Origin of the sequence: Polyangium jinanense, from assembly GCF_028435265.1 — a bacterium.
Taxonomy (GTDB): domain Bacteria; phylum Myxococcota_A; class Polyangia; order Polyangiales; family Polyangiaceae; genus Polyangium; species Polyangium jinanense.
In genome coordinates this window covers 41,546-64,561 of record NZ_JAGTJK010000037.1, presented here as the reverse complement: position 1 = coordinate 64,561, position 23,016 = coordinate 41,546, and the positions used below count along the sequence as shown (strand labels likewise).

The 23,016-nt window shown below is 67.3% G+C and carries 21 protein-coding genes; 5 read left to right on the top strand and 16 right to left on the bottom strand.

Annotated features, from left to right (window positions below):
* Window positions 1–408 precede the first annotated feature (408 nt).
* The 4 genes from KEG38_RS39705 to KEG38_RS39690 form a co-directional block, all read right to left on the bottom strand.
* Window positions 409–1,509, bottom strand: a complete 1,101-nt coding sequence (locus KEG38_RS39705) for an amino acid adenylation domain-containing protein (RefSeq protein ID WP_272425668.1) — start codon at window positions 1,507–1,509, stop codon at window positions 409–411.
* Between the two features lie 99 nt (window positions 1,510–1,608).
* Window positions 1,609–2,640 carry a carboxypeptidase-like regulatory domain-containing protein gene (locus tag KEG38_RS39700; RefSeq protein ID WP_272425667.1) on the bottom strand — a complete coding sequence of 344 codons (1,032 nt, stop codon included), beginning with the start codon at window positions 2,638–2,640 and terminating at the stop codon, window positions 1,609–1,611.
* A gap of 12 nt (window positions 2,641–2,652) precedes the next feature.
* Window positions 2,653–4,092, bottom strand: coding sequence for a serine/threonine-protein kinase (locus tag KEG38_RS39695; RefSeq protein WP_272425666.1), 1,440 nt, complete (start codon window positions 4,090–4,092; stop codon window positions 2,653–2,655).
* Between the two features lie 131 nt (window positions 4,093–4,223).
* The gene (locus tag KEG38_RS39690; protein ID WP_272425665.1) at window positions 4,224–4,871 is read right to left on the bottom strand and encodes a DUF2267 domain-containing protein; all 648 of its coding nucleotides are present in this window, start codon (window positions 4,869–4,871) and stop codon (window positions 4,224–4,226) included.
* Between the two features lie 107 nt (window positions 4,872–4,978).
* Between KEG38_RS39690 and KEG38_RS39685 the strand changes: the two genes are divergently transcribed.
* On the top strand, window positions 4,979–6,016 hold the full coding sequence (locus KEG38_RS39685) for a Glu/Leu/Phe/Val dehydrogenase dimerization domain-containing protein (protein ID WP_272425664.1): 1,038 nt from the start codon (window positions 4,979–4,981) through the stop codon (window positions 6,014–6,016).
* Window positions 6,017–6,172: 156 nt separating this feature from the next.
* Here KEG38_RS39685 and KEG38_RS39680 read toward each other — a convergent pair whose 3' ends face one another.
* The 4 genes from KEG38_RS39680 to KEG38_RS39665 are packed head-to-tail and all read right to left on the bottom strand — an operon-like array spanning window position 6,173 to window position 8,372.
* The gene (locus KEG38_RS39680) at window positions 6,173–6,640 is read right to left on the bottom strand and encodes a DUF6968 family protein (RefSeq protein ID WP_272425663.1); all 468 of its coding nucleotides are present in this window, start codon (window positions 6,638–6,640) and stop codon (window positions 6,173–6,175) included.
* A gap of 34 nt (window positions 6,641–6,674) precedes the next feature.
* On the bottom strand, window positions 6,675–7,148 hold the full coding sequence (locus KEG38_RS39675) for a DUF6968 family protein (RefSeq protein ID WP_272425662.1): 474 nt from the start codon (window positions 7,146–7,148) through the stop codon (window positions 6,675–6,677).
* Between the two features lie 34 nt (window positions 7,149–7,182).
* On the bottom strand, window positions 7,183–7,656 hold the full coding sequence (locus KEG38_RS39670; RefSeq protein ID WP_272425661.1) for a DUF6968 family protein: 474 nt from the start codon (window positions 7,654–7,656) through the stop codon (window positions 7,183–7,185).
* Window positions 7,653–8,372, bottom strand: a complete 720-nt coding sequence (locus tag KEG38_RS39665) for a hypothetical protein (RefSeq protein WP_272425660.1) — start codon at window positions 8,370–8,372, stop codon at window positions 7,653–7,655. Before KEG38_RS39665 ends, KEG38_RS39670 begins: the two co-directional genes overlap by 4 nt.
* 619 nt (window positions 8,373–8,991) lie before the next feature.
* Between KEG38_RS39665 and KEG38_RS39660 the strand changes: the two genes are divergently transcribed.
* Window positions 8,992–9,513: a hypothetical protein gene (locus KEG38_RS39660; RefSeq protein WP_272425659.1), complete on the top strand. Its 522-nt coding sequence runs from the start codon at window positions 8,992–8,994 to the stop codon at window positions 9,511–9,513.
* Window positions 9,514–9,900: 387 nt separating this feature from the next.
* On the opposite strand, the gene KEG38_RS39655 is transcribed toward KEG38_RS39660, so the two are convergent.
* A complete protein-coding gene (locus KEG38_RS39655) occupies window positions 9,901–10,722 on the bottom strand; it encodes a hypothetical protein (protein ID WP_272425658.1) in 822 nt (273 codons plus the stop codon).
* Between the two features lie 400 nt (window positions 10,723–11,122).
* On the opposite strand from KEG38_RS39655, the gene KEG38_RS39650 reads away from it, so the two are divergent.
* Together KEG38_RS39650 and KEG38_RS39645 are read left to right on the top strand one after the other, a co-directional pair.
* Window positions 11,123–11,893, top strand: coding sequence for a hypothetical protein (locus tag KEG38_RS39650; protein ID WP_272425657.1), 771 nt, complete (start codon window positions 11,123–11,125; stop codon window positions 11,891–11,893).
* A 54-nt stretch (window positions 11,894–11,947) separates the two neighbouring features.
* A complete protein-coding gene (locus tag KEG38_RS39645) occupies window positions 11,948–12,952 on the top strand; it encodes an NAD-dependent epimerase/dehydratase family protein (protein WP_272425656.1) in 1,005 nt (334 codons plus the stop codon).
* On the opposite strand, the gene KEG38_RS39640 is transcribed toward KEG38_RS39645, so the two are convergent.
* The 4 genes from KEG38_RS39640 to KEG38_RS39625 all read right to left on the bottom strand — a co-directional run bounded on the left by KEG38_RS39640 (window position 12,939) and on the right by KEG38_RS39625 (window position 17,068).
* Window positions 12,939–14,231, bottom strand: coding sequence for a pyridoxal phosphate-dependent aminotransferase (locus KEG38_RS39640; protein WP_272425655.1), 1,293 nt, complete (start codon window positions 14,229–14,231; stop codon window positions 12,939–12,941). The genes KEG38_RS39645 and KEG38_RS39640 overlap by 14 nt on opposite strands.
* A gap of 312 nt (window positions 14,232–14,543) precedes the next feature.
* Window positions 14,544–14,921: a hypothetical protein gene (locus tag KEG38_RS39635; protein WP_272425654.1), complete on the bottom strand. Its 378-nt coding sequence runs from the start codon at window positions 14,919–14,921 to the stop codon at window positions 14,544–14,546.
* Window positions 14,922–15,271: 350 nt separating this feature from the next.
* On the bottom strand, window positions 15,272–16,705 hold the full coding sequence (locus tag KEG38_RS39630) for a hypothetical protein (RefSeq protein ID WP_272425653.1): 1,434 nt from the start codon (window positions 16,703–16,705) through the stop codon (window positions 15,272–15,274).
* Between the two features lie 12 nt (window positions 16,706–16,717).
* On the bottom strand, window positions 16,718–17,068 hold the full coding sequence (locus KEG38_RS39625; RefSeq protein WP_272425652.1) for a hypothetical protein: 351 nt from the start codon (window positions 17,066–17,068) through the stop codon (window positions 16,718–16,720).
* A 198-nt stretch (window positions 17,069–17,266) separates the two neighbouring features.
* Here KEG38_RS39625 and KEG38_RS56195 point away from each other — a divergent pair, with 198 nt between their 5' ends.
* A complete protein-coding gene (locus KEG38_RS56195) occupies window positions 17,267–17,662 on the top strand; it encodes a PAAR domain-containing protein (RefSeq protein ID WP_372518222.1) in 396 nt (131 codons plus the stop codon).
* Here the strand turns inward: KEG38_RS56195 and KEG38_RS39615 are convergent.
* From KEG38_RS39615 to KEG38_RS39605, 3 genes are read right to left on the bottom strand one after another with little or no spacing between them, the layout of a single operon-like run.
* Window positions 17,649–19,223 (bottom strand): hypothetical protein, encoded by a 1,575-nt coding sequence (locus KEG38_RS39615; protein ID WP_272425650.1) that lies wholly within the window; start codon window positions 19,221–19,223, stop codon window positions 17,649–17,651. The genes KEG38_RS56195 and KEG38_RS39615 overlap by 14 nt on opposite strands.
* 31 nt (window positions 19,224–19,254) lie before the next feature.
* Window positions 19,255–19,899: a peptidoglycan-binding domain-containing protein gene (locus tag KEG38_RS39610; RefSeq protein ID WP_272425649.1), complete on the bottom strand. Its 645-nt coding sequence runs from the start codon at window positions 19,897–19,899 to the stop codon at window positions 19,255–19,257.
* Complete coding sequence (locus KEG38_RS39605) at window positions 19,899–22,643, bottom strand: type VI secretion system Vgr family protein (protein ID WP_272425648.1); 2,745 nt, start codon at window positions 22,641–22,643, stop codon at window positions 19,899–19,901. Before KEG38_RS39605 ends, KEG38_RS39610 begins: the two co-directional genes overlap by 1 nt.
* Window positions 22,644–23,016 lie beyond the last annotated feature (373 nt).

Here is a 23,016-nt window from a genome sequence, read left to right as displayed (position 1 = left end):
AGAGAGCCCAAGCGTACCATTGAAGGTCGCAGAGAAGTCCGGCGAAGAACGACTCTCTGGAGCCGCCGCGCCGGGGCGCTGCCCCGGGCCCCGCGGGGGCTATTCGCCCCTCGACCCGAACCAGGGCAAGCCCTGGACTCGAGGTTGGAAGACCGGCGCGATGCGCAGTACTTCCACGGGCCGGTGGCAAGACCGGCGAGGTTGGTCTCACGCACGGCCAGCGTTGCCACAACGTCGCGGTCTTGGTCGGCAGGGTCGCTTGCGGTCTTGCCTCGGCCTGTTCGATGAACTGCGCATCGCGCAGTTCATCGACCCCGGGTCCAGCGCTTGCGCTGGTCCGGGTCCAGGGGTGGACAACCCCTGGTGGGGCCTGGGGCAACGCCCCAGCGCAGCGGCCTCAAGCCGAGACTAATGCAAAACCGCGTCCTCGCCCTCGTGGAGCTCGATGGCTGCGGCGCCGGGCAGACGGCGCAAGGCGATGATCTCGCCGGGGGCGCAGCCGAGTGCCACGTCGGGGGAGCTCGACGTCAGGATCCACTGCACGCGCGGCAAGGCGCGGCGGAGGCGCGGGACGAGGGTGCGCAGACGATGGGCGGGCTGCTCGATCTCGACGTCGTCGATGAGCACGACGCCCTCGGCCTCGCGGGGATCGCGGTCTGGGAAGGCGGCGAATAGCGAGCGCACGGCTTGCGCGCCGAAGGCGACGAGGTGGCGCAGACTGCGGGGCAGGTCGTCGAACTCGATCAGGCGATCGTCGGCGTCGCGGAACAGGGGTTCCAGGCGCACGGGATCGACGCCGACAAAGGTCACACCGTCCTCTTCGAGCAGCGCGGCGAGCACGTTGACGAGCGCCGTCTCCAGCCGGGCTGCGGCGGCCGGCGCGCTGTCCGATTTGCGGGACAGGGCGGCTGTGATGCAGGCGAACGAGAGGACCTGCTTGGTCTCGCGGGCGATGTCGGTGCGGCTTGCGTCGTCGAAGCTCGCGGAGGCGCGGACGTCGTAGCGGAGCAGGGTGCGCTCGGGCGTCGTGAGGAGCACGGGCGTGCGCGAGAACCAGCGGGCGCCCGAGAGGGAGATCAGGACGAACCCCCGCTCGCTGGCGCGGCGATCGAAGAGGGCCTGCTCGCGGCGGCGGAGGAGCGCTTCGTCGTCGCGCTCGTCGAGGCGCGCGTTCGGGCTTGCGATGCAGAGCGGATGCGGCCGGGCCGGGTCGTCGTCGCCGAGGAGCCAGTCGGCCACGACGAACGGCGGCGCCTCGGGGCGAGGTTCGCGCTGGGCTTCGGGGCGGAAGGCGCCGGTTGGCGACCCGGATGCCCGAGCGTTGACGAGCTGCGCGACGGCGTGGCCTGGGCGGGTCGTGGCGATGGCGGCGAGCACCGCCGTCTTGCCTACCCCTTCGCCGCCGAAGATGACGCAGAGACGCCGGGGGGAGCCATCCGCGTCGCAGAAGGGCAGCGTGATGTCGCCGAAGGGGCCGAGGCCGACGAGGCGGATGCGAGCAAGCAGCACGATGGCGTCGTTTGTACCACAAGGGCGCGGCCAAGGCGCGGCGCGCGCGGGCTTCCATACGGGACATCCGCACGCGTGCGCGACGGACTGCGCGCGTGGTCAGAAATGGCCGAACGCGGAAGCGCCGACGCCGGACGGACCGATCCACGGGACGAACCCCGTGGACGGCGCGGGTGCGCCCTTTTTCGGCGCTGTCACGATGCCGAAGATCGCCGCTCCAATCCCCGCGGCGCCGACGACGCTGCCTGCCACGGTGAGCCCGAGCGAGCGGTTCCACCTCGCTTGCAGGGCCTGCGCTTCCGCGGGCGTATAGTTCTCGTTGCAGGCGTTGCCCGGGCAATCGCGGCTCACGGTCTTTTGCGCGTCGCTGAAGTCGATTCCGAAGCCCACGGCCACGCCGGCCCCGACGAGCCCGACGCCGCCCGTGATCCATGCCCACACCGGGATTTGCCGCCCGCCTCCCTCGTCGGCTGGGGACTCCGGTTTGCCGAATGGATCCACGACGTCCCCGCCGCCCCCCGAGGCCGGGCTCAGCGTGACGTCGACGGCGCGGGTTTGTCCGGCTGCGACCTGCACTTTTTCTGCCCGCTGGCCGAAGCCTGCGGCCGAGACGACGACGGTGTGCTCGCCTGGGTTCACCTTGTACGGGAGCGACACGGCCGCTTGCGGGATGACCTCGGCGTCGACCTTCACGGTGATCTCGGCGCCGGAGGGCGGGCCGTTCACGTTGATCACGAGCGAGGGGATCTTTGGCTCGAGGCTTTGCGCGAGGGCCTCGGCCTCGGTCATGGCCGTGTCGAAGGCGGCGTTGCCGGCGGAGTTGTCGAAGCGCGTCACCTCGAGGGCGATCTCGCGGGCCTCGACGAGGTGGCCCATGGCCTCTTGCACGCGCGCGAGATCGAGCCCGGTCGAGGGCACGCCCATGATCGCGTGCGCGCCCTGGCAATCCTTCAGCGCCTCGGGGAGCTTCTTCGCGGCGAGTTTTTCACGACAATTGACGAGGAGCTCCCGCGCCGTCTGCTTGGCGGCGGCCGAAGGCTGTTTTCCCTGGGCTGCTGCCGCTCCAGAGAGCGAGAGGCCGAGCGCGACGATCGTCGCTGTGGCACCGAGTCGAGCTTGCGTATGGCGCATGGAAGCCGTGGTTCAGAAGCCGATGTTGTCCTTGCCACCCTTGGGCGGCTTGGGCGCGGTCTTCGTGGTCGTGGCGGGCGGGGGTGGGGCCGTCGTCGCGGGCGCGGTCGCCGTCTTGCGGGTCGTGGGGTTGTCCTCGGCCGTCTTCGCAGTCGCGGCGGACGCGGCCGGTTCGGCGAGCGCGCTCGTGGTGGGCGGGGGCGCCGGCGCGACGACGGGCGTGGGGGACGGGGAAGGCGTGGGCGCTGCGGTGAGAGCGCTGGTGGAGGCCTCGCCGGGTGCGGCGGAGACGGGCGTGGTGTCGTTGCTTCGGCCGACGGCGAGGAACAGGCCCACGGCGCCGAGGACGAGCACGGCCACGCCGGCGGCGATGATTGCGGGCTTCTTGCCGCCGCCCGCGCGCGCGGCCGTGGTCGAGGTCCCGATGAGCGTCTGCGGCGCGCTCGCGGGGCTTTGCGGCGCGCTGTACGGCGAGGAGGTGTAGCCGTGCATGGAACTCGGGGCCGGCGTCGCGGCCATCGGCCCGCCCGAGTACGGCGCGGGCGTCGGCTCGGGGTGCGTGTGCAGCGACCCGCGCGTGACGCCGCCGGTCACCGCGTAGGGCGACGGTGCGCCGAGGATGGCTTGCTCGAGCGCCTCGGCCATCTCCTTCGCCGTGCCGAACCGCTCGGCTGGATCACGCCGCAGCATGCGCTGGAACCACGCGTCGACGGCCGGCGGCACGTCGGGCCGGAGCGTGCTCGGGAGATGGAAGGCGCCCGTGTGCACGGCGACCCCGAGCGAGCCGACGGTCTCGCCGTGGAAGGGCACGCGGCCCGTGATCGCGTGGTAGGCGACGACCGCGATCGACCAGAGATCCGAGCGGTGATCGACGCGCTTGGCGCTGAGGAGCTGCTCGGGGCTCATGTAGAGCGGCGTGCCCATCATCGAGCCCGTGGTCGTGGCGCCGAGGGCGCTATCGGGGCCCATCTTGGCGATGCCGAAGTCGAGCAGCTTGACGAAGGTCTCGCCGTCGATGTTGCAGAGGAAGATGTTGTCCGGCTTGATGTCGCGATGGACGATCCCGAGCGCGTGCGCGCGGGAGAGCGCCTTCGAGGCTTGCGACACGACGAGCGCCACGTCCTTGAGCGGCAGCGGTCCTTCGCGACGGATGCGGCGCTTGAGGTCTTCGCCTTCGAGCAGCTCCATCACGATGTAGGGCGTGCCGTCGGCGGTGAAGCCGTGATCGAAGACCTGCGCGACGTGTGGGCTCTTGATCTGCGCCGCGGCCATGGCCTCCGTGCGGAACCGCTGCACGAGCGAGGCGTTCTCGACGTAGGCCGGGGACATGAACTTGACGGCGACCTGGGTCCCGAGCGCGAGATGGTCGGCGACCCACACGCTGCCCATGCCTCCCTTCCCGAGAAGGCCCTGGAGCCGAAGCGTCGGCGTGATTTGCTGGCCAGCCTGCATCCGCCCGTGCCTTTCCGCACGACCCGCCCCCGGGTCTGCATCGGCGAGGGCGGCTCGGTCGGAAGGTACACGATTTCGGATCCGGATCGTAGCTTCCTGCCAGATTCCAACGACCCGCGGAGGCCTCGCTTCTAGCGGCCTTTTTCGCTCACGGGTCTCCGCGGCCCGGGTTCGCCCTCGGCGAGGGTTTCGTGCTCGCGCTCCTGCGTGAGCCCGCAGCTCGACGAGAGTTTTGTCTCCTGGTGGGGGTTTTCGGCGCGGACGACCGATTCCGCATGAGCACGCTCGGGCCGAGCCTCGCTGAGCGGCTTCTGGCTGCCGGGGCGACCGGTGGCGAGGGTGTTTCCTTTGCCAAGCTTGGGCTCGTGCGGCCGGCGGAGGTGGACCGGAGGCGGCGGAAGGGGCTCGCGCGGTGCGAGGAGCTCGCCGAGCTCGGGCGTGAGGTGGCGGCGCAAGCGGAGGCGGGTGGTCTCGGGGAGCTTTTCGCCGAGGACGCCGAGGACGAGCCGGGTGTGCTCGATGGCGAAGCCGAGGAGCGTGCCCTCGCGGTCGGCGACGCGGCGGTAGAGCGCCTCTTCGGAGAGGTTTCCAAGGTGCGGGCCGTCGAGGAGAAAGGCCGCGAGCGGCTCCGGGAGCGCGTGCGCGAGGGCGCGGGCCTCGTCGGGGACGAGCGTCTCGGCGAACGCCCGGAGGACGGCTTCGGACATCGCTCGCACGAGCGACGTCTCTCCGAGCCCACCACGCCACGCGACCTCGTCCAGGAAGGATGATTCGTCCATGCCCGCACCTCCGCTCCGCGCGCGAGGGGCATGCGAGGCCCGCGCCACGCGCGACCGAGAGGAGCACGCGCTTGCGTCGCGGGGCGATCGGTGCGTCTTTGCGATCCATGGAGGAACTCTTCGCAACTTTGGCCGCGGCGGGCGGCCCGCGGTGCATGTTCGTCGCGGATCCTCGCTCGGGTCTGCGCGCGATCGTGGCCCTCGACGACACGACGCTCGGGCCCGCCGTGGGCGGCGTGCGCACGATGCGATATCCGTCGTCGGACGCGGCGCTCGCGGACGTGCTCGCGCTTGCGCGGGCCATGACGCGCAAGTGCTCTCTCGCCGGGCTCGACGCGGGCGGCGGGAAGGCGGTCGTGCTTCTCGCCGACGGGCTCGATCGGAAGGCCGCGTTCGCGCGGCTCGGGCAGGTGGTCGAGGAGCTCGGCGGCGTGTTCCGTACGGCCGGCGATCTCGGGACGACGGCCGCGGATCTCGCGGTGATGGCCGAGCACACGCGGCACGTGCACACGGACGAGCGAGGCCTCGCGGCGGCGGTGGCGCGGGGGCTCGTTCGGTGCATCGAGGCATGCGCGGCGGTGCGGGGCGTGCCGCTCGAAGGGCTCTCGGTGGCGGTGCAGGGCGCGGGCGCGATCGGCGCGCGCGCGGCCGAGGTGCTGGCCGAGGCGGGCCTCCGGATCGTGCTCGCGGATGTGGATGCGCGCCGCGCCGAGGAGGTCGCTCGGAAGATCCCCGGCGCGCGGGTCACCTCGGCGGATCGGATCCTCGTCGAGGATGTCGACATCGTCGCGCCGTGCGCCGTCGGGGGCGTCGTCACGGCCGAGGTCGTCCACGCGATGCGCGCCTGGGCCGTGTGCGGCGCGGCGAACAACGCGCTCGCTTCGCCCGAGATCGCGGGCCTTCTCGCCGCGCGTGGCGTCCTCCACGTGCCGGATCCGATCGCCTCGGCGGGCGCGGTGATCGATGGGATCGGCCTCTCCGTGATGGGCCTTCCGGACCGCACGCCGCTCATCGATCGGCTCGGCGAAACCGCGCGCCTCGTGCTCGACGAGGCGAAGGCGACCGGGCGGACGCCGATGGAGGTGGCCGAGGCGCGTGCGCTCGCGCGGATCGCGGCGGCGAAGGGAGAAGGACCGTCAGGTTGAGCGACATTCTTCGCCTGGCGGCTTCGGGCAATCGGATTCGGGCACGTAGATGCGCCCGTTGGTGCCGAGCCCCAAGAACGAAGTTTCGGCCCAGGTCAAGAGGTTTTCGCGCTAGCAGGCATGTTCTCCCTCGCTACGGCAGGATCCCCAGCAGGATCATTCCGTTCGCGGCTTCGCCCGCGCCTTGCGCCGAGCCTCGCGGCGCTCATGGCGCTCGCGAATGGGCCGGACGAGCTTCTCTTCTTCGTCGAGGATCATTTGTTCGATGCGTTGTTGAAACGCGAGCCCATAGCCTCTGTCCGCCTCCATGGAAAAACCAGTGTCATCTTCGTCAAGTCCCTCCCACCGAAGCGGAATACCACTCTGCACGAGCTTGCTGCGAATGCCCCGCAGGGCATTTTGGAGCGCAGCCATCGAATCGATGCTTTTGCCAAATTGAATCGAGTCATCACCCAGTCCCAGGATGACGAAGGGGCATCTCCACACCTCGTCGCCAGGGGGTAATTCAGGAGAACCGATGCGGACCACGACGATGCCCCCGACGGCGTCACGTCGCTCAAGACGGCGCTCGGCGATCCAGCGAGGTCGTTTAATTTTCGAGGTGGTTTTCGCGCTAGCAGGCATGTTCTCCCTCGCTACGTCAGGATCCCCAGCAGGATCATTCCTTTCGCGGCTTTACCCTCGCCTTGCGGCGCGCCTTTCGACGCTCGATGAGCTCGCGGAAGAGACGGGCGCGCTCCTCGATCTCTGCTTCAATCATTTTTTCAAGGTGTTGTTGAAAACCGAGGCCATATGCGAAGGGTACAGCCATCTGAAACCCAGTGTCATTTTCCTCAGCCCCCTCCAACTCCCATCGAAGCGGAATCCCGCTCTGCACGAGCATGCTGCGAATGCCACTCAAGGCATTCTGGATGGCCCCCATCGAATCTTCGCTGTAACCAAATTGAATCGATTCGTCGCCGAGCCCCAAGATGATGAACGGGCATTTCCAGGGCCCGGCGCCAGAGGGCCATACAGGAACACCGATGCGGACCACCACGATGCCCCCGACGGCATCACGCCGCTCGAGACGGCGCTCGGCGATCCAGCGAGGTCGTTTGGTTTTCGAGGTGGTTTTCGCGCTAGCAGGCATGTTCTCCCTCGCTACGGCAGGATCCCCAGCAGAATCATTCCGTTCGCGGCTTCGCCCGCGCCTTGCGCCGAGCCTCTCGACGCTCGTGGCGCTCGCTGATGGGCCGGACGAGCTCCTCGATCTCCGCTTGGATCATTTTTTCCATACGCTGTTGGAACGCGAGGCCGAATGCCGAGGGCACATAAACGAGAAAACCCGGGTCACCTTCTTCACCGCCCTCCCATCGAAGGGGAATTCCGCTCTGCACGAGCTTGCATCGAATACCTGTGAGGGCGTTTTGGAGCGCAGCCATCGAATCGATGCTTTTGCTAAATTGAATCGAGTCATCACCCAGTCCCAGGATGACGAAGGGGCATCTCCACACCTCGTCGCCAGGGGGTAATTCAGGAGAACCGATGCGGACCACGACGATGCCCCCGACGGCGTCACGTCGCTCAAGACGGCGCTCGGCGATCCAGCGAGGTCGTTTGGTTTTCGAGGTGGTCTTTCGAGGCTTGGACGTCGTCACTTTCCGAATCTCCATTTACACCAATTTCTCTTCATCTCTTCGCTTTCCAATTTTAGCTCCCAGCAATCCTGGGCATGAATTTTGTTCGTTATCGAGTTGCACAGATTGTCCCACAGCACACCGCCACCCGCGGCGGCGTCGAGGCATCGGTTCAAGTTCGGCTTGGGCCGCTTCCGAGCCGCCTCCGCAATCTCCGACTTGCCAATCTCCACCGACGCGGCGATCACGATGATGATGGCGGGCCCCGCCTCGATGACGAGGTCCGCGAGCGCGATCCCCACGGCCACGAGCACTCCGGGGTGCCCGACGAGCCCACGCTCGGCCGCCGCCTGCCCGTTCGTGGAAGCGGGCGACGCGGGCAGGCGCAGCTCGCGCAGCCTGACGAGCTCCTCCGGGACGGTCATGCCTCGCAGCGCGATCCGCATGCATATCGCGAGCTCTTCATGGGGCACGCCTTTGCTCTTGACATCCACGACCTGTCCATCTTCGTCGACCGTCAACGCGACATCGAACGTGAATTCCCCCCGGGGCAGGTCACCGCCGAACTCATCGACGCACGCTCGCAGCCGCTCCGCGGTGGCGTCCGGCACGCGCGGGCGGTCGTCCTGCTGCACGGGGTAACGAATCTTGGCCGCGCAGCCGAGCGGCACGAGCGCCATCGTCGCGCAGGCCACGAGCCCAACGGAGAGGAGGGAACGCACGCGCGGAGAGGTCATCGCCTGAAGGCGATCAGAAGTCTCGGCCTTCTGTCAACCGTCAGTGGTCCCCACGACGCATCAGCCTCCCATGAATTGGCCGCGCACGTGGAGAGGTGACAAAGATTCTTGCGGAGGGTTCGTCCGCGCTGTCCGCGGCTGGGACCACGCAATCGGAAGACGAGATGGCACTCCCCTGAGCTGCGACGTCTCCTGCGAAGGTTGGGACGTGTCCTCCCAAGAATCACAGGACGCATCTCCAGGATGAGACATGGCATCCACGAACCAAGACGTCCCATCCCGGCGGATGCGATCGCATGTGCGAAGCGCGGATGTCTCATTCGAAGAACAAGACCACACGCCCTCGGAAGGTGACCTCGCAATACACGACCGAGACATCCCATCTTCGAGGCTGCGAGATCTCCCGAGCGGGATGCGCTCCCATGCCCCCAAACCGACCCTCGCATGACGCAACATGAGACCGCGCATGACGCAGACGGGATGTCGCCTGACGCGGAGGGCGACCTCAGGGCCCCGATCTGGTACCCCGCTCGTTTTGTATCTGTCCTCTGTGTTAATTGACACTTCGTATCCAGATCGGTAACGTGCTCCATCCGCCTAGTACGGAAATGGAGGCCTCATGGCAGACGATTCGGTGGGGAAGTACACGGGGGAAGGCATCTTCGACGTGACGTCTTACAAGGACAAGCTCGTCGACGTGAAGAGCGGGGAGCTCAACAAGTTTCGCCGGTCCAAGCCTGGCCTCGCGCGCGTGCTCAACGAGCTGGCCAAGGCGATCCCCGAGCACGGCGATGAAGCCCGGATCCACGCCAAGACCTACCAGGAGATCCTCGAGATCGTCGTCATCCTCGCGCTCATCCGGAAAGACGCGCCAGGCGTCGCCAAGCTGTCCGAGATCCTGCGCGAGAGCGAGGTGTACTACGAGGACAAGCTCGAAACGCTCATCAGCCGGCTCGGCAAATCCGTGATCGACACAGCACAAGACGACAAGAAGCCAGGGCTACTCGCCATCTTCGAGGAGACGCTCGCCTATCGCTCAATGTACGCAGACAAGGCCGCCGCCACGCGAAAGAAGAACGAGGCGGCAGCGCAGGAAGGCAAGCCGACGACGTCCGACGGCCAAGAGCCAGCAGGCTCCTGAGCATGGGTCTCATCTGGAGGCGCTGAGCTGGGGCGTTGCCCCAGGCCCCACCAGGGGTTGTCCACCCCTGGACCCGGACCAGCGCAAGCGCTGGACCCGGGGTCGATGAACTGCGCGATGCGCAGTTCATCGAACAGGCCAGGTCAAGACCAACGACGACCCTGCCCACCAAGACAGCGGCGTTGAGGATTCAACGGGCAACGTGCCCGCTGCCAGCGTGCAACGCACCCTCATGGTCTTGCCACCGGCCTGTGGGAAGAACTGCGCATCGCGCAGTTCTTCCACCCCGAGTCCAGGGCTTGCCCTGGTCCGGGTCGAGGGGCGGATAGCCCCCGCGGGGTCCGGGGCAGCGCCCCGGCGCGGCGGCCCCAAGCGTGGAACACCCTCTCAGAGCCACGATCGCACGAACTCCACGATCGCGATCGCTGCCGCGGCGAACATGCTCGTGCGCGACAGCCGCTGCACCACGCCTGGTCGCGCCCAGATGGGCGGCGGCGCCGGGATCGCCTCGAAATGCTCGCCCCAGAGCACGCGCCTCACCTCCGGCGCGCTGCGGTAGTTTGCCTGCGCCGCTTGTGGCTGCGTCTCGCGCGAGGCGCGCACCGTCACGAGCAACGCGGGCGAACCGGACGCACGCTGGGCTGCTTCGAGCGACGCGCGCGCCGGACCCGAGAGCACGAGCTGGGCAACGTTCTCCTCCGGCGTGTCCTCCTCGACCAGCACGCTCGTCTCCGTCGTCGAGACGACCCGCGCGCGGACGAGCCCCTCGTCGCGTGCCCCCGACGTGAGCTCTCCGAGCGGCACCGTTTGCGGCGGAGCTTCCTCGGCCGCTGCGGGCATCCGGCGCTTCACGAGATGCGCGGCGACGAGCTGCACGCCGGCCCAGAGCAGCGCGACGAACACGCTTTGCCCCACGTTCACGTAGGCGAATGCGCGCGCGCCGAGCCCGTTCACGCCGGCGAACGTGAAGAGCCCGAGCCCGTTGATCAGCGCGATCGCAGCCGTGCCGACCGCGTTCATCCCGAGCCCGAGCAGGATGCCCACGGCGTTGATCCCGATCGCGATCGGCCCGACGGCCACGCTCGCGCCGATGGCGATGAAGCCGACCGCGACGTTGCCGATGGCGATGAAGCCGACCGCGACGTTGCCGAACGCGACGAGCCGGGGGCGTACGTCGTGCAAAGGGCCCAGCCGCGGATGCAGGACCATCGGGAGAAAGGCTAGGCGAGGAGGCGCGGCGTGGTCAACGCGTGCCTCGGTTCGGTCCACGAGGAATCTGCAAAGCTCGAAATTTTCCCGGAACGTCCGCCGTCCGCCCAAGGGGACCTGCGCATGGGCCGCGCACCCCCCTGCGGATACCCTGCCGCATGCGGAGCACGTGTCGCACGCGTGCGTACCGTCCGACGCACCTCGCGCCGGTGTCGACGCTGCTCCGATCCGCCCTCGCGTGCTCGCGACCGCCCGGTTTGGTCACCTTCTCGACCGAATCCCGACGCTCCCGCGTCACGGGCCGCGAAAAACCATTTGCGCGCGCCGCGTCATTTCGCAGCGAAATCGCGTCGTGGGCGTTTGTCCGTGCCGGGTACGCCGTTTGCCCTTGGCGCCCAGCATGCCCGCCCGCGTGATCCTCCCTCGATTCCTCGCCTTGCCGTTTCTCGCGACACTCGCCCTCGGATCTTCAGGCTGCGCCCTCTTTGATCTGTTCGAGTCCGAGACCACCCTCGCTGACCTCGACCCTACCCGCGCGCGGGTCGAGGTGGAGTTTGGCGAGTCGCCGCGCGTCTCGCTCGCGCTCGTGGCCAAGGAGGGGACGTGCGAGGCGATCACCGACAGCATCGAGGCCAAGGTGGATGAGCGGCCGATGGATCTCTTCATCCGCGGCGGCGAGACGCCCTCGAAAGACGGCTGGGTCTGCGGCGCGCCCACCTTCCGCAAGGCCCTCGCCGAGGAGAACCTCGGCAAAGACAAGACGCACTTCGTGGTCTCGGACGATACGGCCCGCATCGCGCTCGACTTCGAGGACCTGCTCGCCGAGCGCACGATCACCCCGAGCCATCCGCAGAACAAGATCGATCCCGGCATCGACCTCGCGCTCGCGTGGTCCGCGCCCGGCGATGAGCTCGCCGAGGAGGACATCGACGTCGTGTTCACGTACGACGACGAGACGCTCGAGCTGCCGGCGCCGCCGCAGGTGAGCGTCGTGGACAGGGAGATCGTCGTGCGGATCCCGGAGGGCTCGCCGGCGGGGCACGCGACGCTCCGCGTGGACGCGAAGGTCCAGGTCGCCGCCACGTCCTGCGAGGGCACGGAGAGCTGCGAGGCCACCGTAAAAGTGTCGCCGGAGGTCGCGCTCGAGGTGACGAGCGGCATCGTGCCCTGAAGCGAGCGAGCAGCGCTCCCCAGGCGCCGCGCGGGGCAGTAGACTCGCGCCCCGATGAGTGACGTGTCGTTGACGGAGGTTCCGGTCCTCGTGACCGGCGCGAGCGGGTTCATCGGAGGACGCCTGGCCGAGCGCCTCGCGGCCGAGGACAAGGCGAGCGTGGTCGGCGCCGGGCGATCCTTTTCGGAGGAGGCGCGGCTTCGAGACGCGGGCGTGACGATCCACCGGGCCGACGTACGCGACGCCGGCGCGATGGAGCGGCTCTGCGAGGGCAAACGCGTGGTCTTCCACCTCGCCGCGTGGGTCGAGCGTGGCAAGGGCGGCGAGGCGGACGCGTACGCGGTCAACGTGGACGCGACGCGCGCGCTCGTCACGGCTGCGGCGCGCGCGGGGTGCGAGCGGTTCGTCCTCGTGAGCACGATCTCTGCGTACGGGCTCCCGTCGACGGACCACATCGACGAGTCGGTGCCGATCGACGTCGCGCAGGCGGATCTCTACGGCCGCACGAAGGCGCTCGGCGAGGAGGCGGCGCGCGAGGCGGCGGCGAAGACGAACCTCGCGATCTCGATCGTGCGGCCGGCGATGGTGTACGGGCCGCGATCGGGCGGGTGGACGGTGGGCATGCTCCGGCTCGTGCAGAAGGGCGTGCCCGTGATCTTCGGGAACGGCCAGGGCTATGCGTATCCCGTCTACGTGGACGACGTCGTCGACATGGTGCGCCTCGCCGCGACGCGGCCCGAGGCGCGGGGCGAGGCGTTCAACGCGAGCGATGCGGCCATCACGTGGGAGCGCTTCTTCAGCTTCTACGGCGCGATGAGCGGCAAGCGCCCGCGCCGCGTGCCCATGCCCATCGCGTACCTCATCGCCCGCGCGAACGAGCTCCTCAAGCTCGGGATCCCGCTCACGGCGGAGCGGCTCGAACGGTACGTGCGGAAGCTCCAGTATCCGACGGAGAAGGCCGAGCGATTGCTTGGCTGGCAGGTGCGCGTGCCGCTCGACGAGGGCATGCGGCGGAGCGAGGCGTGGCTCCGCGAGACGGGGAAACTCAACCAGACATGAGTGCACGGAGGCGCGGGAACGCGGCCTGAATGTCGTCCATCGACACCGCGCCCACGCTCAGCCGGAACCAGCCGTTCTCCTCGCGTAGCCCGAACGCCTGGAACGGCACGACCGCGAGGCCCGCTTCTTCCAGCAGCACCTTGCGGATCTCGTCGTTCGTCTGGATCGTACGACCCCGGATCGTCTTGCCCATCCAGTCGAACCGCGCCGACAGGTAGATCGCCCCTTGCGGCGCGATCGCGTCCACGGGCAAACCCTCGCGCTTCATCGCCGAGAACCCGGCGAAGAGCGCGTCGAGCCGCTCCTTCACCTTCGCCTTCGCGCCCGAGAGGAACGTGTGCATCGCGTCGGGCGCGTCGAGCAGCGCCGCTGTCGCCACCTGCTCGGCCTTCGGCGCCCAGGCGCCCACGTGCCCGAGGATGTCCGCCATGCGTCGCCGCACCGCCGGCGGCATGAACCCCCAGCCGACGCGCATGCCCGTCGCGCAGAACGACTTCGACAGCGCGTCGAGCAGGATCGCGTACGGCGCGATCTCGGGCACGAGCGAGACGGGCGTTTCGTGGCGCGCCTCGCCGTGCGTGAGCATCCAGTAAACCTGGTCGTACACGAGGAACACCGGGCGCAGGTTCTCCGCCTGGCGCCGGCGGTTCTCTTCGAGGACGAGCTCGGCGATGCGGCGGAGCTCGTCCTTGGCGATGACGGTGCCGGTCGGGTTCAGCGGCGAGTTGATGAGGAGGAGGCGCGCTGTGCTGATGTGCGGCCGGAAGTCGTCGGCGGTCGGGAAGAAGTTCGACGCGGCCGAGACGGGGATCTCCACGGCCCTCGCGCCGGAGAGGTAGGCGTAGTGGTTGTTGTTCCAGGACGGCACGGGGTAGACGGCGACGTCGCCGGGATCGATGAGCGTGCGGTAAGCGCCGTAGAGGAGCGGGCGGGCGCCGCCGGCGACGAGCACGGACTCGAGCGGGTACTTGAGGCCGAGCTCGCGCTCGTAAAAGCGCACGAGCGCCTCGCGCAGGACGAGCACGCCGTCGGAGGGCGGGTAGTTCGTGTGGCCCTCGGCCAGCGCGGCGCGCGTGCCCTCGCAGAGCTCGGCAGGGATGGGGAAGTAGGCGGGATCGAAGTCGCCGACCGTGAGGTTGCAGATCTGGGCGCCCTTGGCCTTCATCGCCCGGATCTCGCTGGCAATCTTCAGGATCTCGGAGCCGATGACGCCGCGCGCGAGCGCGGAGAGGCCGGCGTCACCGACCTCGAGCGGAGGAAATTCGAGGGCCGTTACCATGGGGGACGCGGAGCATACTCTCGGATCCGAGGTCGGGGAATGGATGTCGTCGGTGCTTTTTGGGGGCGCAATCCGTCCGGGGCAGGGAATGGAAGCGGGAACGCAAGCGGGAGCGGCAATCAGGGAATCCTGCTCGGGGAGGGCGAGCGTACCGTCGTGCTCGCGCTCTTCAGGGCCAAGCCATGCTCGTCGTCCTCGCGCTTCGCGCTGCAGGCGGCTGCGCGCGGTGCTTACAGCCCGAGAATGGGTCGAGTCTCGAACAGGTGAACGGGGGACGTCTGAAAGCGGCCAGCAGCGGCAAGGCTCAGCCGCTCACCGTACTTGCACGAATCGTCCCTTCGAGAAGACGTGTCGCCCCACGTTCCTGCACGCCTTTTCCAGGAAGCGCCGGTCGGCCGCGTTGCGCTTCGCGTCTGAAGGGTCATAGTCCTCGCGCTTCGCGAGCGCTCGGGCGCAATTCGCTTCGGGACGCTCCTCCACCACGACCGCGGCGCCCTCGTCTTCTACGCGCACGTCGAACCGGAGCATGACGCCGGTGTTACGCGAGGGCGCATCCATGAGCAGCACCCCATCGATTACGTCGAAGACTTTGCGAAGATTCTTGCCAGACACCGCTAGCACGACGGTGTGTCCGACCGAGTACCAGTAGGCCGTCTCAAGATCAGGCCCCACGTGGGCCTGGTCGGCCATGCGGCACAGGAGCATGTCTGGTCGGTCGGGCGCGCTTGGAAATGGCTGTCTACAGGAATGGTTCTCGGGAATGGGTGCGGTGACGCCCCGTTGCGCGAGCCATGCTGCCGGATCGAAGGGCGGTGGAGGCGGCTCCAGGTCGACCGCGTGGGGAATGTCATCGACGTCCTCCTCGGGCGGAGGCGGAGTGGACGCAATGGGCGGAGGCACAGGAGACGGAGCAGGCGCAGACGGAGGGGGCGGGGGAATCAACTGGGATGCATGCGGCTCGCAACCCAGTAGATGTAGAGTTATAAGACATGCACCGATTCGGTTCGCCACGTGGACGGTTGTCACGACGAACGACTCCTTCAAAATCCGCTCCGCCGAAGCGCATCCGTGAGCATGGATCCACAGATGAGCTGGTGGACGATTTGCCCCTCGTCGTTCGCGCTCAGTTCCGCCACAGCACGACGCCACGATGACTCTGGCAGCACGGCGATGGTCCTCATTGGATGAGTGGACACATAGGGTGCCACCGCAGGACCAGGCTTGGAGAAGAAAGCCTGGTGGACCGGCGCATACGCCCCCGGGTTCGTACCATACATCCGGATCATCTTTCCCGTATGCTCCTTGCCAGTGCTGGCCCAGCGCAGCGCTGCGTCGGCCCATCCAGTCACCAGCGGACTCTTCGTGTCGAAGCAGTACACCTCCCGCAGAGCATCCGAGCGGAATCGGTGTGAAGCATTGCGATGCCGGCTCAAGAATCGCGGAATGTGGTTGTTGCCAGAGCTGAATGCACCGAGCGCCACACGCCCGATGTACGGATTCGGCGATCGGAAGAGCCCAGCCTCCTTGAAGAAGAACGATTGGATCTCGAGGAGAAACGCCTCCATCATGCCGGCATCGAGGGCATCGCCGAGCTCCGCGTCTTTGTCGTTCGCGTTCGGCACCGGGAGCACCAGCACGAGATTCTTTCCGGAAGCAGCGATCTGCGGTAGCAGCCCCCGGGTGTACGGCCCGTCGCTCGCAGCGTCGAGTGGGTTGCCCATGAAATTGAGGTATCGATATAATGATGTATAGAGATAATCCCAGCCGTCGGGATACTGCTTAAGGTACGGCAGCACATTGATGTTCTGGGCGAGCTGGTGCGTGAAGAACACCAGGAACGGCGTAGGATTCGCCCCCTCGTCACGCGGCAGCGCGCGCGGCCACGCCACGGCGAAGTATTTCGGAACGACCTGATCCCCCTTTCGCTCCAGGACGCGGACGTCGAACCCCGGAGCATACGCAAACTCCGCGAACGCCACGCTATCGCCGGAGACGACCTGCTCGGTCACGATGGGGACCAACCCAGGCTCCGAGGAGACCCAGGACTGCCCCCAGGTCGGCTCGGCCATGATCGGCTCCCACCGATCGGGGGGTGGATTCCGCAGCTTCTCGAGCAGCCTCTCGGACGCATCCCGGAAGATCGAGAGGTGGAAGTGCACGACGGTGACCGTGTCGCGCCCCGATCGGAGGGTGCCCATTGTGGAGAAAAACTCACGTGGGCTATCGGGACAGGCGACGGCGCCGTCCGGGAGCACCTCGAACACCGCCGACTCTGGCCAGTACCGCGGGTCGTCCGGAATGGCGTATACCGTCACGCGCGCCAGCTCATCGAGGGGTATACTGGCGTAAGCGTGCCCTGCGCTCGCCTGCTGGGCAGGTGTGAACGTTTGCCCTTCGTCGGTCGAGATCATGAACTTGCACGCAGGGGAAAACGCGCCACGACGATCGACTGCGCGGAAGACCAACGTGTTCATCGCTCGTTCCCTTCAGGGAGTCTCATCATGGGGCGGAGGCTCGATGATCTCGATGCACTCGAGCCATACCTGCCCTTCGTCCGCTTTCGCCTCTTCATGAATCTTCTGCGACGCGCGGAGCAGCTCGGCCGGGCGAAAGCGGATGCGCGGGCCGGTGAACTCCGGCTGCGGAGTCGCTCCCGCGAGCGCATACCCGATCTCGTGCCGCCCGTCCGGCTCGAGTCGGCGTAGATCGATGTCGAACATGGCGCCGGGCGTCGACACCTTGGATAGCGAGGAGCTCGTACCTTGCTCATCACGCGCGAGCACGAACATGCTCGGAGCTCCGGCTGGCAGAGCGCCAATCCAGCGGATCGTCCGCACGAGGCGGATGGTATTACGCGTGCCCCCGAAGGAGGGTGCTACGTGCACGCGATACCTCTCGACCGGGAAGCGGAAGCTCGGATCACGCATGGTGGACGGGCCGAGAGGATTTCAAGTCATGGGACGGTCGTCAAGCTCTGTGTGAAGGACACTCAGCCTTGCCATGACCAGCCTCCGGCTGTTACCTTGGCAGTCGCCATGGGTTCCCCCGGCGCAAAAGAGGGCGATTGCATCAGCGGCATCGACACGCACGTCGTCCTCGTTCCCTCCCCAGGCGGCCCTGTCCCGACGCCGACACTCATGCCTTTCGCTGGAACGCTTGCGGGAGGGCTCGCCAGCGACGTTTTCCTGGACGACAAGCCCGCGGCCACTGAGGGAAGTACGGCACGGAATCAGCCCGCGCACGTCCCCGTCGGTGGGTCGTTTCAAACGCCTCCGTCCAACGAGGCCAGGGTGCAAAAGGGGAGCGGCAGCGTTTTCATCGAGAACAAGCCGGCCGCCCGGATGGGTGATCCGGCAACGACCTGCAACGACCCGGCCGACGCGCCGAACGGCAGGGTGATCGCCTCGGGGACCGTGTTCATCGGCGGTTGAGGATTGACGCGATCCGCGCGTAATGCGCTTTGTAGGCATCGTGCCATGCTCCGCGCTTTCGCTCGTCTGCGCTCACGATCGCCTGGTAGAGCCGATCAAGCGCTTCTCGATCCGCCTGCGTGATACGGTAACGCGCGAGCACCTCCGCCGAGCGCTCCGGCGACATGGCGAGCTCCACCGTGAGCGCGGCGTGCTCCTCGAGCGTGAGCTTTGGCGGAAGCTCCGGCGGCGCGGGGGCGGAGGATGGAAGGGGCCGGCGAACGAGCTCTCGCGGTATCTCGAGGAGGAGCTGCGTCGATGCAAGCTCCTTCGAATTCTTTCTATCATCGAACGGCATGTCGGTGCCACGAGGGACATCGAGCGCAAGCGCCGTCCCCGAAATCGCCGCGCGCGGCGATTGGGAAAGCTCGATGGCCGACGTTGGCGACGGCTGGGCCGCCGGCTCTTGCGTCTCCACGAACGGCAGCGCAGGGCCTCGCGGGACATCGAGGGCAAGTGCAGTTCCCGATAGCTCGACAGGGGCGCGCACCACTGCCGGGTGACTTGCCTTCGACGTTGCATCCGTCCCGACGAATGGCATTTCCGAACTGCGCGGGACGTCGAGCGCAAGCGCCGTCCCCGAAATCGCCACGCGCGGCGATTGGGGAAGCTCGATGGCCGACGTTGGCGGTGGCTGGGCCGCCGGCTCTTGCGTCTCCACGAACGGAAGCGCGGGGCCTCGCGGGACATCCAGGGCAAGCGCGGTTCCCGACAGCTCGACAGGGACGCGCGCCGCGGTTCGTTTGTTCACGAATGACAATAGGTCCGCATCGACGAACGGCAGACCAGGGCCGCGAGGCACGTCGAGCGAAAGCGTGGTGCCTGATAGCGCGGCACGCGGCGGAGCGTCCACAGGGAGCCGGAGCGGCTCGGGCGGGCCCACGTCTGGCCCTTCCACGAATGGCAAGGCCGGACCGCGGGGCACGTCGAGCGAAAGCGCAGTACCCGAGATCGCGGGGGGCACGTCACGGACCTTGGAGCGTATGGACAATGCGGGCGCATTCGGTGACGGCGGCACGGGCTTCGGGCGAGCATGGGGAGAAGGAACGAGCTTCGCAGGCTCGATGCGCAGCACCGGCAAAGCGACCTTCCGGTCACCCGCGCGCGCGAGCTTTTCGGCGCGTCGAGCGAGCTCGCGATCGGCCTCGAAACGTTGCTTCCACGCCCGACCCAGCCGGGCAAGATCGGGCAGCGTCAGACCCAGATCCTGGAGTATCGAGCGTGGATCTTCGCTGGCCGCATACATCGCAAGAAAATGGACCCATGCGCCGAGATCCTCGTCGAGAGGCTGGACGCGACGCGTGAGGAGCTCCTCGGCCTGCTTTTGGGCCGACGCGTACGCGGCGAAGAGCCGAGGCCCGGCCTCCGGATTGCAGAGCATTTCCTTGCAGGCCACGTCGGCTGCGCGAAGCTCCTCCACCGCGAGGCCCTCGACGGCGAGGATCTCCGCGAGCGAAAACCCTTCGGCCTGCGCAGCCGCCACGTGGGCGAGCTGCGAGAGGGGGACACCAGCAAATGACATGACCGAGTCACCCACGTCGTCCCCGGGGGCCTCAAGCCCCATGCGCCTCGATGAGCGCCTTTCTCGTATCCGCGTCGAGCTTTCCCGTCACCGGCAAACCACGCGAACGCTGGAAGGCCACCAGGGCTCCGCGGAGCGCCTCCTCACGATCGACGGTGAGATCCGGGCCCGCGATCAAGAAGCCCAGGTTTTCCAGGCGCTTGCGGATGCCGCTCTCCTCGGAGCCTGGATCCATGTCCCCCACGAGGCCGGTGTATGCCACGTTTCGTCGAGGAAACAGGATCTCGATCTCCCGCACCGTGACCGGCACGTCGAAATGCACGCGCCCATCCGCGTCCGTCTGTCCATTCAATGGCTCCCCGTCCGCGCCCCGGAGTCCACGGACCTCGTAGGGCTCCTCGGCCATCGGTCCTTCCTCGTCCTCGAACACCAGGTCGACCGCTACGCGTGACACCGACGCCCGGTATCGATTCGCCGTCCCCGCCGTGAAAGGAAGTCCCTCCTTCGTCTGGACCGGGATGTGTATCACGTCTCCCGGCGCCAAGAGCTCCGGGTTCGGCCGCATTGCACGCAGCTCGTCGTTCTTCGGGTGTCCCCACACCTCGTCCGCGTCGAATCCGTGTACATGAGCGAGCTTCGTCAGGTAATCGCCCTGCTTCACCACGTAGGGTCGCATCACGCCATCTCCACCTTGGAAAGGTCCGGAAAGACGATCCTCCCTGACGCCTTCGCGCTCACCTCTGCTCTCCCGTCCTTGTCGAGGATCCCGCTCTGCTCAGAGCCGTCGTCCAGGATGATGAGATATCGCTGGTATGCGAGCGGATGGCCGTCCTGATCCACGAGCGAGAGGGTCGTCGTCGGCTCCGGCTCTCGCGGCGGGGAATCCTTGGCCTGCTCGGGCGAATTCAGGAGAATCCTCGCTCCGTCGAGCTTCACCTCGCTGCCCATGGCGATCGAGGCGCCGCCCTGCGTCTTCAGCACGACCTTGCCGCCGAGGAGCTGCGCCAGCGCATTCTCCGTGTTCATCTGGACGCCCTCGTCTGCCATCGACAGACCGCTGGTGCCGCCCTTCACCCGCAGCGACGGCGTGGAGAGCTCGATGCCGTCGGCCGTGATCCGCACCGAGCTCTTTCCGCAGCGCAAGACAAGCTCTTTATCGGTGGTTATCTCCATCGCCCCCGTGCTCCCGAACTTGGCCACTCCCTCCACGTGCAGCAGATACGAACGCTCCGCATCGTGGCGTCCCACCACCTTGGTCTCGCAGCCATGGATCTTGGTGGTCAAATCGTCGCCATACGTGAGATCCGCATTCCCGGTCACCTGCCGCCGCTCGCGCCCTTCGAGCCGCGTGGTCAGATCGCCCGACACGCGCCGATCTTCGTGCCCGCTCGTGACGTCGATACGATTTCCTCTGACCTGCGAGGCGCTGTCACCCTCCACGGTGACCTCACGACGCCCACCGATCCGCGACGTGGCGTCACCGAGAATCTCTTCGCGCCGGTCTCCATTCACTCGGGTCGATTCGTCGCCTTGCACGGCCAGCGTATGATTGCGCTCCACCACCTCGTCGAGATCCCGCTGGGCGTGCACGTAAATTTGCTCGCTGCCGACCTTGTCCTCGAAGCTCAGCTCGTTGAACCCATTTGCGCCCGGCGAAGACTGCGTCCGGATACCACTCCGCGTCTTGTCCGCGGGCAATCGGAACGACGGCGGGTGGGTGCCATTGAAGAGGCATCCCAGAACCATGGGTTTGTCTGGGTCTCCGCCCTCGAACGTGACCACCACCTCCATCCCGACCCGCGGGATGAACTGCGTCCCCCATCCTGCGCCGCCCCAGGCTTGCATCGTCCGCACCCAGCACGAGCTGTCGGCGCTCCCCTGTCCCTCGCGGTCCCAGTGGAAATGCACCTTGATCTGCCCCAGCGGATCCGTGTGAATCTCCTCGCTCGCGGGTCCGACCACCGTCGCGGTCAACGCCACGAGCACACTCCTTCGCTTCGGGCGCGGCGGGCACATCGTCACGTCCTCCGGCGCTGCGCTGAAGGTATTGCGGAAAATCTCCTTGTGCGCAGCCTGCGGAGTTGCCCATCCCTCGTGCTTCACGGATGTCACCACGTAGCCACGGTTCAGGTGGTGCGCCGGATGGTCCTCCAGCCGAAATCGGTGGCCCACGGCGAGAGCCTGGCACGTGCTCTCGCCCTCGGCGGTGTGCGCGCGGCGGCGCTTCTGGCGCAGGATGAGCGCTGGTTCGTGCTCGGCGTGGCGCCACTTCGGGAACAGAAAAGGCGCGTGGTGCTCGTAATGCTCGAGCTCGGGAGCAGCGATCAGCGACGAGATGGCTTCCGTCGGCACGTTCACCGAGGCGCTCGCGCGGAAGGCCCCGTCGGAGCCGGAGGAGGCGCTTGCAGACACCTGGAGCACGGCTCCCTCGTCACGCTCGTGGACGGCGCGCGTCGTGATCAGAGCGAGGGGCCGCTCGGGATCGTAGTCCCGGTAGACGGCCGTGTTGGTACGCACGCGGCTCACCGGCTCGAAGCGCGTCACTTTGTCGAATGCCGCGGTGCTCGTGCCCTCGATCGAGAGATAATGCAACACCGGGGCCTCGAGGCCAATACTCATGGAAACGCCGCCGACCTCGGTGGAGGCGGACGTGGGCACGCCCAGAGCGCTGACGACCGCGCCGATCCGGTCGCCGTCGTCGATCGGTGGATACGCCGATGCGTCGTCCGCGAAAACCACCGTCTCCCCGGTAAACACCTTGGCAGCCATCGCGCTCGCGGCATAGCCGAGCAGCCCTGCGGCAGCGCCACCGATCGCATCGCTCGCAGCAGCGAGGGCTTCTTCCACAATCGCCGAGGGCTGGGCGTAATGGAAGAAGATTCCCGCCTCGGCCGTGATCCTCCGGACGAACTGGTAGTCCGTCTCCTCGTATTGCGTGCAATACTCGCGTATCGGGTGCTCCCCGCGGAGCAGGAAGCGGGCATCGATGTTCGCCTCGCCGAGCACCTGCGCGAGGATCCGATCGATGCGCTGGTTCTGAAAAATCCGCGAGCGACGTCGGTGCTTGAGCAGCCATAACCTGGATACGAGGCGCATTCGAACCTGTGAAGCTCCGTGCGCCCCGCGCAGCCCCTCGTGACGCACCGAGGCTACGATCCCGTGAAAGACGCGCGGCGCCTTCCCGGCCCGCAGCACGAGGAGCGCACGTTGCCCGAGCGAGAGCCGCTCCACCGTGCCCTCACCGATATCGGGCCCCGTGACAACGACATCGAAGGAGTAGATGCCGGACAGCTCCTCTCTGCCTCGGAACGAGCGCACAGTGAAATGGTTGAAGGGGAAAGGAAAGACGAGGAGCTGGAAGGGCTCCCCGCTCGGGCGCGAGGCGCCGCCTTCGACGCCGAAGGTTGCCGACAGGCTCATGATGTCTGTTCGGACGATAACAGAGGTATGGGGGTCAAGGCCAGGGTCTTTCGCGTGTATGTTCACGCGACCATCGTTCGCGGATCCGGAGCCGTACGAACGTGCGTCCATGCCGAGGCCGGCGCCCGCATCCGCTCTCTTCGAGGTCTCGAAGGTTCACCTGTCGAGCATCGAGAACGCCGACCGTTGACCATCGCGACATGCCGAGCCCCTCCGCGGGGCTCGTTGTTCTTCTTTCGCTGGCCTGGGGCTCGCTCGGGAGCGCGCGGGTTGCGACAATGTGTCGCATCCGCGGACGCACGGAATCACCTAAACTCCGGTTTCTGAGGTGTGTCATGGATCGAATCTCGATCCGCCGGGCCGGCGGGGCCCT